Annotated in this window: 5 protein-coding genes and 3 pseudogenes; 7 read left to right on the forward strand and 1 reads right to left on the reverse strand. The window is 54.0% G+C overall.

The features are described 5' to 3' along the window. Window positions 1-195, forward strand: a pseudogene (locus C8R14_RS13860) (IS481 family transposase); the annotation flags it as partial. 276 nt (window positions 196-471) lie between these two features. Here the strand turns inward: C8R14_RS13860 and C8R14_RS12535 are convergent. Next, complete coding sequence (locus C8R14_RS12535; RefSeq protein WP_011634896.1) at window positions 472-843, reverse strand: DUF2784 domain-containing protein; 372 nt, start codon at window positions 841-843, stop codon at window positions 472-474. A 546-nt stretch (window positions 844-1,389) separates the two neighbouring features. Here C8R14_RS12535 and C8R14_RS13620 point away from each other — a divergent pair. From C8R14_RS13620 to C8R14_RS12565, 6 genes and pseudogenes are all read left to right on the forward strand, one after another. After that, a pseudogene (locus C8R14_RS13620) lies at window positions 1,390-1,554 on the forward strand (integrase core domain-containing protein); the annotation flags it as partial. Between the two features lie 307 nt (window positions 1,555-1,861). Continuing rightward, the gene (putA, locus tag C8R14_RS12545; RefSeq protein WP_011634894.1) at window positions 1,862-5,014 is read left to right on the forward strand and encodes a bifunctional proline dehydrogenase/L-glutamate gamma-semialdehyde dehydrogenase PutA; all 3,153 of its coding nucleotides are present in this window, start codon (window positions 1,862-1,864) and stop codon (window positions 5,012-5,014) included. 185 nt (window positions 5,015-5,199) lie between these two features. After that, on the forward strand, window positions 5,200-5,661 hold the full coding sequence (locus tag C8R14_RS12550) for a ferritin-like domain-containing protein (RefSeq protein WP_011634893.1): 462 nt from the start codon (window positions 5,200-5,202) through the stop codon (window positions 5,659-5,661). A 101-nt stretch (window positions 5,662-5,762) separates the two neighbouring features. Next, window positions 5,763-6,584, forward strand: a complete 822-nt coding sequence (locus tag C8R14_RS12555) for a ceramidase domain-containing protein (RefSeq protein ID WP_166485014.1) — start codon at window positions 5,763-5,765, stop codon at window positions 6,582-6,584. Between the two features lie 166 nt (window positions 6,585-6,750). Continuing rightward, window positions 6,751-7,299 (forward strand): hypothetical protein, encoded by a 549-nt coding sequence (locus C8R14_RS12560; protein ID WP_011634891.1) that lies wholly within the window; start codon window positions 6,751-6,753, stop codon window positions 7,297-7,299. Next, a pseudogene (locus C8R14_RS12565) lies at window positions 7,221-7,380 on the forward strand (IS481 family transposase); the annotation flags it as partial. The gene C8R14_RS12560 and the pseudogene C8R14_RS12565, both read left to right, overlap by 79 nt.

Consider the following 7,380-nt stretch of genomic DNA (forward strand, 5'->3'; position numbering starts at 1 on the left):
AAACGGTATTATTACGACTCACACGATCAGTTGAAGGCCCATCTCCATCGCTTTGTGATGGCTTATAACTTCGCCAAAAGACTAAAAGCTCTCAAAGGCCTAACACCCTATGAATACATCTGCAAAATCTGGAAAAATGAGCCAGATCGTTTTATCTTTGATCCATTCCAGCACACCGTGGGACTAAACATTTAGAACCTGTTCAATATCTCACTGAAGGGCGCATTACGACGTTGAAATTGAACTCAAAATGCTCACATACTTCAAGTATGCTCCGCTTTCTTGTTCAATTTTGTCTTGCACTGCCTCCCTTGATCGAGATATTGAACAGGTTCTTAGGCATTTTTAGAGGTGCCCTATTATTAATCTTCTGAAATAGAAATGAAATTACTTCACCTTCTTTGTGCATAAACTTCTTTCTATGCATGCGTCTTACGCCGTGCAGAAAATCCGGTCAATTGCGACCAGAACTCAGCGCGATGAGCGGCGCGGCTGCGGTGGAATGAATCGGAAAGTAATGACCACCAGAAGCGCAAATAACACATACGCTACCAGAAACACCCATCCCGGAAGATCATAGAACAGAATGCGATGCAGCCAGCGCTCGATAAAGCCTGTCTCGGTCGGCGTGCCGCGCAGCGCATCCTCCAGCCATGTCAGTGGACATATCAGGCCGAGAAGGGACTCGGCGGTAACGTACAGGATGGCGGCAAGATGCGCGAACCGGAACCTTCGATTTCGCACAAAGCCCAGCCCCATCCAGCTGCCTGCCCAAATCAGCGGGAGACTGCCGATGACAAACAGTACGAACAGAAAATGAATGACAAGTACGATATCGGCCATTTGCTGAATACTTTTGCGAAATTACCCATCCAAAAACAACAATACAATAAACGTATTCTACTGGGTTATTTCTGGATATTTGTGTCTGTCGGTATAGTTATTGCGCTTATATGTCGCATCCCGTCTGTTTCCGGCTCATCTTCAGCGCTCATTCCAGAATGAACTGAACGTACTGACTGGACACCCTTCACCCGAAAGGCAAGTTGCTTCTCCTTGCCAGGATTTCTATTCTGCCTTTAATCAAAATCAGATATTTTTGCGATTATTCAGCAGTATTTCTGCCTCGCCATCCGATTTATGTATAATAAATTTTAGAAAAAAGGGCGTTTATTTTTCCTGTACGCGGTTAGTGTTAGTAAAACGATGCCTCAGATAAATGAGATAAAAGAGCCGGACCTTGCCTTCGCGGGGTTAGCTTTACTCATTATATTTGGACTCTTGATCTGGTATGACCGTCCTATCGAGAGTACCCGGCCCTTTGATTCATACGCCTCACCTCAAGCCTCGCCTGTTACTGGACATGCTTATGAAAGCTGGTTATGGCAGGGTCTTTTCAGTTTTGACCAGCTGTGCCAGGAACTCGGTATCGAACATTGCCTGACCCGGCCACGCACTCCGCAAACCAATGGGATGGTCGAACGTTTCAACGGGTGTATTGCTGACGTACTCAAAACACATCGATTCAATAGCGCTGAAGATGAGCTGGAAACAGACGGGATGCGACAGCGGGTAAATATCTCAACTTGTTTGGATAATCTCCTGGCAAATTTCCTCGGAGCCGCCAATTGAACTTACTTTCCCTGGAAAAAATTATCTTCTCTCCAGCAATGCTTTCAGTTCCTATTTTCCCGGTCAATTTCGCTTCGTGTGTGTACGCCTACACCATCAACTCCGGGAATGTCGCCCCGATCCGGGTTGCGAAGAAATACGACTGCAAAGAGTTCAGGAGTTTGCGCAGACACGCTGCAAAAATTCGCCGATCATTGTCTTTTACTGTTGGCCACAGAGTTATCCGCGCATGAGGATACATCCTGCGCGTGCCGCAATGGCACACCTCTATCTTTGCGACGAAACCGAAGCCGTGAATGCGCTCATCCCGCGTGCACGGTTGAGTGCAATGGAACGGGCGGCAACGGAGGCGCTGGCGCGTGACCTCGTGCAGCGGATGCGGATGCAGCGGTGGCGCGGCGGGCTCAACATGTTTCTTCACCAATACGCACTATCGACTGAAGAAGGTGTCGCGTTGATGTGCCTCGCCGAAGCTCTGTTACGGGTGCCGGACGCCGAAACACAGGACAGGCTGATCAGGGACAAGATCGGCAGCGTGCATTGGGAGAAGCATCTCGGGCAATCATCGTCGCTGTTCGTGAACGCCTCGACCTGGGCGTTGATGCTGACCGGGCGTGTGGTCAGGCTCGGCGAAGGGAGATCGGACTGGACGAATATTTTCAGCCGCATGGTGCAGCGCTCGGGCAAGCCTGTTATCCGCCAAGCTATGAGCGCCGCCATGCGCATCATGGGCAGGCAGTTCGTGCTCGGGTGCACGATCGAGGAGGCGCTGAGGCGCGGAACGGAGGCGGCACGGCGTGGCTACCGCTTCTCGTTCGACATGTTGGGTGAGGCGGCCGTCACGCGTGAAGATGCCGAGCGCTATGCACGCGTTTATGCCGGCGCGATCGCGGCGATTACATCGCACGAGGCACGCAAGGAGGCGCAGCACGGCGACATTTTTGCGAGGAATTCGATCTCGGTGAAGCTGTCAGCGCTGCATCCACGGCTTGAATACGTGAAGGCCGAACGGGTGCTGGCCGAGATCCTGCCGCAGCTGATGCCACTCTGCCAGGCGGCATGCAAAGCCAGGATTGGCTTTACGATCGATGCGGAAGAAGCGGATCGTCTTGATCTCCAGCTCGATATCTTCGAGGCTTTGAGCCGCACGCGAGAACTTGCCGGCTGGGAAGGTCTGGGCCTTGCGGTGCAGACCTATCAGAAGCGTGCGCCGGCGGTGATCGATTGGCTCGCTGCCATCGCGCGCGAGCACAAGCGGCGCATTCCGGTTCGGCTCGTCAAGGGCGCCTATTGGGACAGCGAGATCAAGCGCGCGCAGGAACTCGGCATCGATGGGTTTCCCGTGTTTACACGCAAGGCTTCGACTGATGTTTCCTATCTTGCCTGTGCGCGAATGCTGCTCGCCGACCGGAGCGCGTTCTTTCCGATGTTCGCGACGCACAATGCGCATACGCTGGCCGCAGTCAAAGTGCTCGCCGGCAATCGTTCCGACTATGAATTCCAACGCCTGCACGGCATGGGTGAGGAACTCTACGATCAGGCCGTCGGCGCTGATCACTCTGGTGTGCAATGCCGTATCTATGCCCCGGTCGGCCCACACAAGGACCTCCTCGCCTATCTCGTGCGCCGCCTGCTCGAGAACGGCGCCAGTACATCGTTCGTCAACCGGTTCGCAGATAATAAAATGCCGATCGCCTCGATCATCGCGGATCCTGTGGATCAGATCGAAGCCATGAGCGCAAAACCGCATCCGCACATTCCGTTGCCGAAAAATCTGTTCACCGATCGCAAGAATTCGCGCGGCCTTCTCATCAGCGATCCGGCGCAGGCCAGGTTACTATTGAATGCGGTCGCGGCTGCGATTGAACACGGCTTCGAAGCGCGGCCCTTGATCGGTGGAGAGCCGTATCCCGGTGAGGGTGCGGCCGTGTTTGATCCTGCGCTCCATTCGCGTCAGGTCGGCACAGTGCTGAACGCCACGCCTGATATGGTCACGCGAGCGGCATCCACGGCAGCTGCTGCACAAGGCGCATGGGATCGCCTCGGCGGTGTCAGGCGCGCAGAGATTCTTGAACGCGCGGCCGACCTGTTCGAGCGCGACATGGCGGTGCTGATTGCACTTTGCGTACGCGAAGCCGGCAAGACAGTGTCAAACGCGCTCGCCGACGTGCGCGAGGCAATCGACTTCCTGCGTTACTATGCAGGGATCGCGCGCGCCGACTTCGCCGAACCAAAGGTGATGCCGGGTCCGACCGGCGAGCGCAACGAGCTCAGTTTACACGGACGCGGTGTGTTCGCAGCGATCAGCCCGTGGAACTTTCCGGTTGCGATCTTCACAGGCCAGGTCGCGAGTGCACTCGCGGCGGGTAACAGCGTGTTGGCGAAACCCGCCGAGCGCACCTCACTCGCCGCCTATACCGCGATACAACTGATGCACGAAGCAGGCGTGCCGGGTGAGGTGCTCCATTTTCTGCCGGGCAGCGGGCGCGTTATCGGCACGGCGATGGTGAGACATCCGGCGACCACGGGCGTTGTTTTCACCGGTGGTACCGACACCGGGCATGTGATCAACCGCATGCTTGCCGAACGCGCGGGACCGATCGTGCCGTTCATCGCCGAGACCGGCGGGTTGAATGCATTGATCGCCGATTCGACGGCGCTGCCCGAGCAACTCGTCAGGGACGTGCTGACCTCGGCATTCGACAGTGCGGGCCAACGTTGCTCGGCGCTGCGGGTGCTGTTCTTGCAGGAGGATATCGCCGAGCGCGTCATCAGCCTGATCAGGGGTGCGATGGCCGAACTCAGGATCGGCGATCCGATGAAGCTCGATACCGACATCGGGCCGGTGATCGACGGCAATTCGCTCGCCAAGCTCGAAGCGCACGCAAAACGCATGAGCCGCGAGGCCGGCTTCATCGCTGAAGCACCGCTCTCGGACGAAACCAGGGATGGCTTCTTCTTCGCACCGAGGGCCTATGAGATCGATGCGATCAGCCGGATCGAGCGCGAGGTGTTCGGTCCGATCCTGCATGTCATACGCTTCAAAGCAACCCGGCTGGATAAAGTATGCGAGGCAATCAACGCGACCGGTTACGGCCTCACGCTCGGCGTGCACACACGCATCCAGGAGACCGTCGATTTTATTCGCGCGCGCGTCAGGATCGGCAACCTCTACGTCAACCGTAACCAGATTGGCGCGGTCGTCGGCGTACAACCGTTCGGCGGCGAGGGACTCTCGGGTACCGGACCGAAGGCGGGCGGATCGCATTACCTCCATCGCTTCGCTGTCGAACGTACGGTTTGTATCAACACGGCGGCCACGGGTGGTAATACCGCCCTGCTCTCGCTCGACGAAGTGGCATGTAGAGGAAGAGACTCATGACAGGTGCAATGGTTTATGCGTAATAAATTTTAAAAAAAGTATTTGTTTTTCCTATATGCTGATGTGGATGCAATGCTGTGCCTGGTCGATGCCTTGTAATTTTATGAAAGCCATGGCGAGGTACTCTGATGCGGCAAACTGGTGCACATGTTCCTTGAACATTCATAACCATAAAGGAGACACACATGGATTTCGATAAAGACAAGGCAATCGCGCTGCTGAACAAGATCATGGAGCTTGAGCTTGCCGGAGTGGTGCGATATACGCATTATTCGTTGATGGTATTTGGTTATAACCGTATTCCAGTGGTGGAATGGCTCAAGGAACAAGCCGAAGAAGGCCTGCTCCATGCACATAAAGCCGGCGAACTTGTCACACTGTTGGGGGGGTATCCCTCACTTGCGATCGGCCCTTTGCTGGAAACGCACGTGCATGATATTGGCGATATTCTGCGAGAATCACTGGCGCATGAAACCCAGTCACTTACTGCCTACTATGCGTTGCTGGAGCTGGCCCAGGGTAAATCAGTGCTGCTGGAGGATTATGCGCGCGGTCTCATCGTCGAAGAGGAGATGCATGTGGATCAGGTTAATAAGATGTTGCGGCGAACAGGTAAAATAGATGTGTACGTAACATCAAAGAGTTGATTTGTTTCAGAATCGCCCGTGCATTACGTCGTAGTGCACCCGAATGCTCGCGCTTAATTGTCCCATTGCGCCGCTCCGCTCAGTGTAAGACGATGCCTGCCGTGGATATACCTCAACATCTTGCACACAAAAAGCGACTGATATTCATCATCGTCATTGCGATCGTTAGCGCGATGGGCGTCTTTACGCAAGAAGCAATTCCGCAAGATCCGCGCTACAACAATTTCGCGGATACCAGGTACTTGCTGGGCATCCCGAACTTCTATGACGTTGCCTCCAGCGTTGCGTTTGTTCTGGTTGGGGCTGTGGGTCTGGCGATGCTGAGATCCAGCAAGTCACAAGGAGCGCTGCGGGCTTTGCGGTCGGGTTATGCGGTATTTTTTATCGCCACGATATTCATAGGGCTGGGCTCAGCTTACTATCATCTGGAACCCAATAACGCCACACTGGTTTGGGATCGGCTACCCATGGCTGCGGCATTCATGGCATTTCTCTGCATCATCGTTGGAGAACATATCAGCGAGCGTTACGGCCGAAATTTGTTGATTCCATTGCTTTTATTTGGATCGTTGTCAGTTTTTTACTGGTACTTCACGGAGTTACATGGGCGGGGAGATCTGCGCTTCTACGTGCTGGTCCAGTACTTGCCTATTGTTCTGGTTCCATTGATTATGCTGTTGTTCCCCTCCCGCTTAAAACCATCAACGTTCATGTGGGCACCGCTTGCAGCTTACGTACTGGCGAAGGTATTTGAACTCGGCGACATGCCTGTCTATGATGCTATCGGCATCAGCGGTCACACACTGAAACATTTAATCTCTTGCATTGGCATTTTGTTCGTGGTGGTGGCGATTCGCGTTCGCGTACCCCGTATGTCTCCGGATTGCTTGCCGTTATCCCTTCCACCCGGCGTAAATTTATAGGCTGTTCGGATCATGTCAGGGCGCTGTTGTTACAACATTGCACCGATAAACCGGACAGATTAATTCTTGTCTAATATATTTGATGCATTGTTATTATTTGACATTGTCATCATGAGAAAAAGCGCAGTAGAATAACTTTCCGCCAACTGTCTGGAAGGGGGCTGCAATGAAGAATCCAGGCTTTTTCACTCCCACCATGATTCGCTGCGCAATGACTCTGTTTATCCTCGCGGCGCTCATTTCGTGCAAAGATTACCGGAAAGGAGACGTTCACCCACCCGACCAGCAGACTCTCAGCTGGGAGGAGGAGCGCGCACAGCGAGAACAGCAACAGGTTGCCTATTTGAGCGATGCTGTCATCAAACGAATCGTGACCGACCGCGAAGCGCGTACACCTTGGTACAGCAATCGGTTGGGCCGCGAATGGTTTAATACCCGTCCACTTGCTTTCAACGGTGTGCCTTATGTGCTGCTGCGCGCCGTAATTGAAGTTTATCCTGATATCTGGAAAGGACAGGGCTCGCTGGGTAACCTGGGGTTTGGTCCCCATCCGGATGACTATGATCCCGAATCGGGTAAGTGTTTAGTCCCACGGTGTGCCGGTGTAACATATAACCAGCTACGGAGGGATGATTTATGGGACAGATATTACACGGAAGCGCCCGCACGACAGTGGCGGTGCGTCGAGCGATACAAAATAGTCAAGAGAGTCTGAATGTTCTGGCCAAGCGGCATGGGATTAATCCAAAAACGGTAGCGAAGTGGCGGAAGCGGGAATTCACCCACGATGCACCGA

This window comes from Nitrosomonas eutropha, from assembly GCF_003201195.1.
In the GTDB taxonomy this organism is placed as follows: Bacteria; Pseudomonadota; Gammaproteobacteria; order Burkholderiales; family Nitrosomonadaceae; genus Nitrosomonas; species Nitrosomonas eutropha.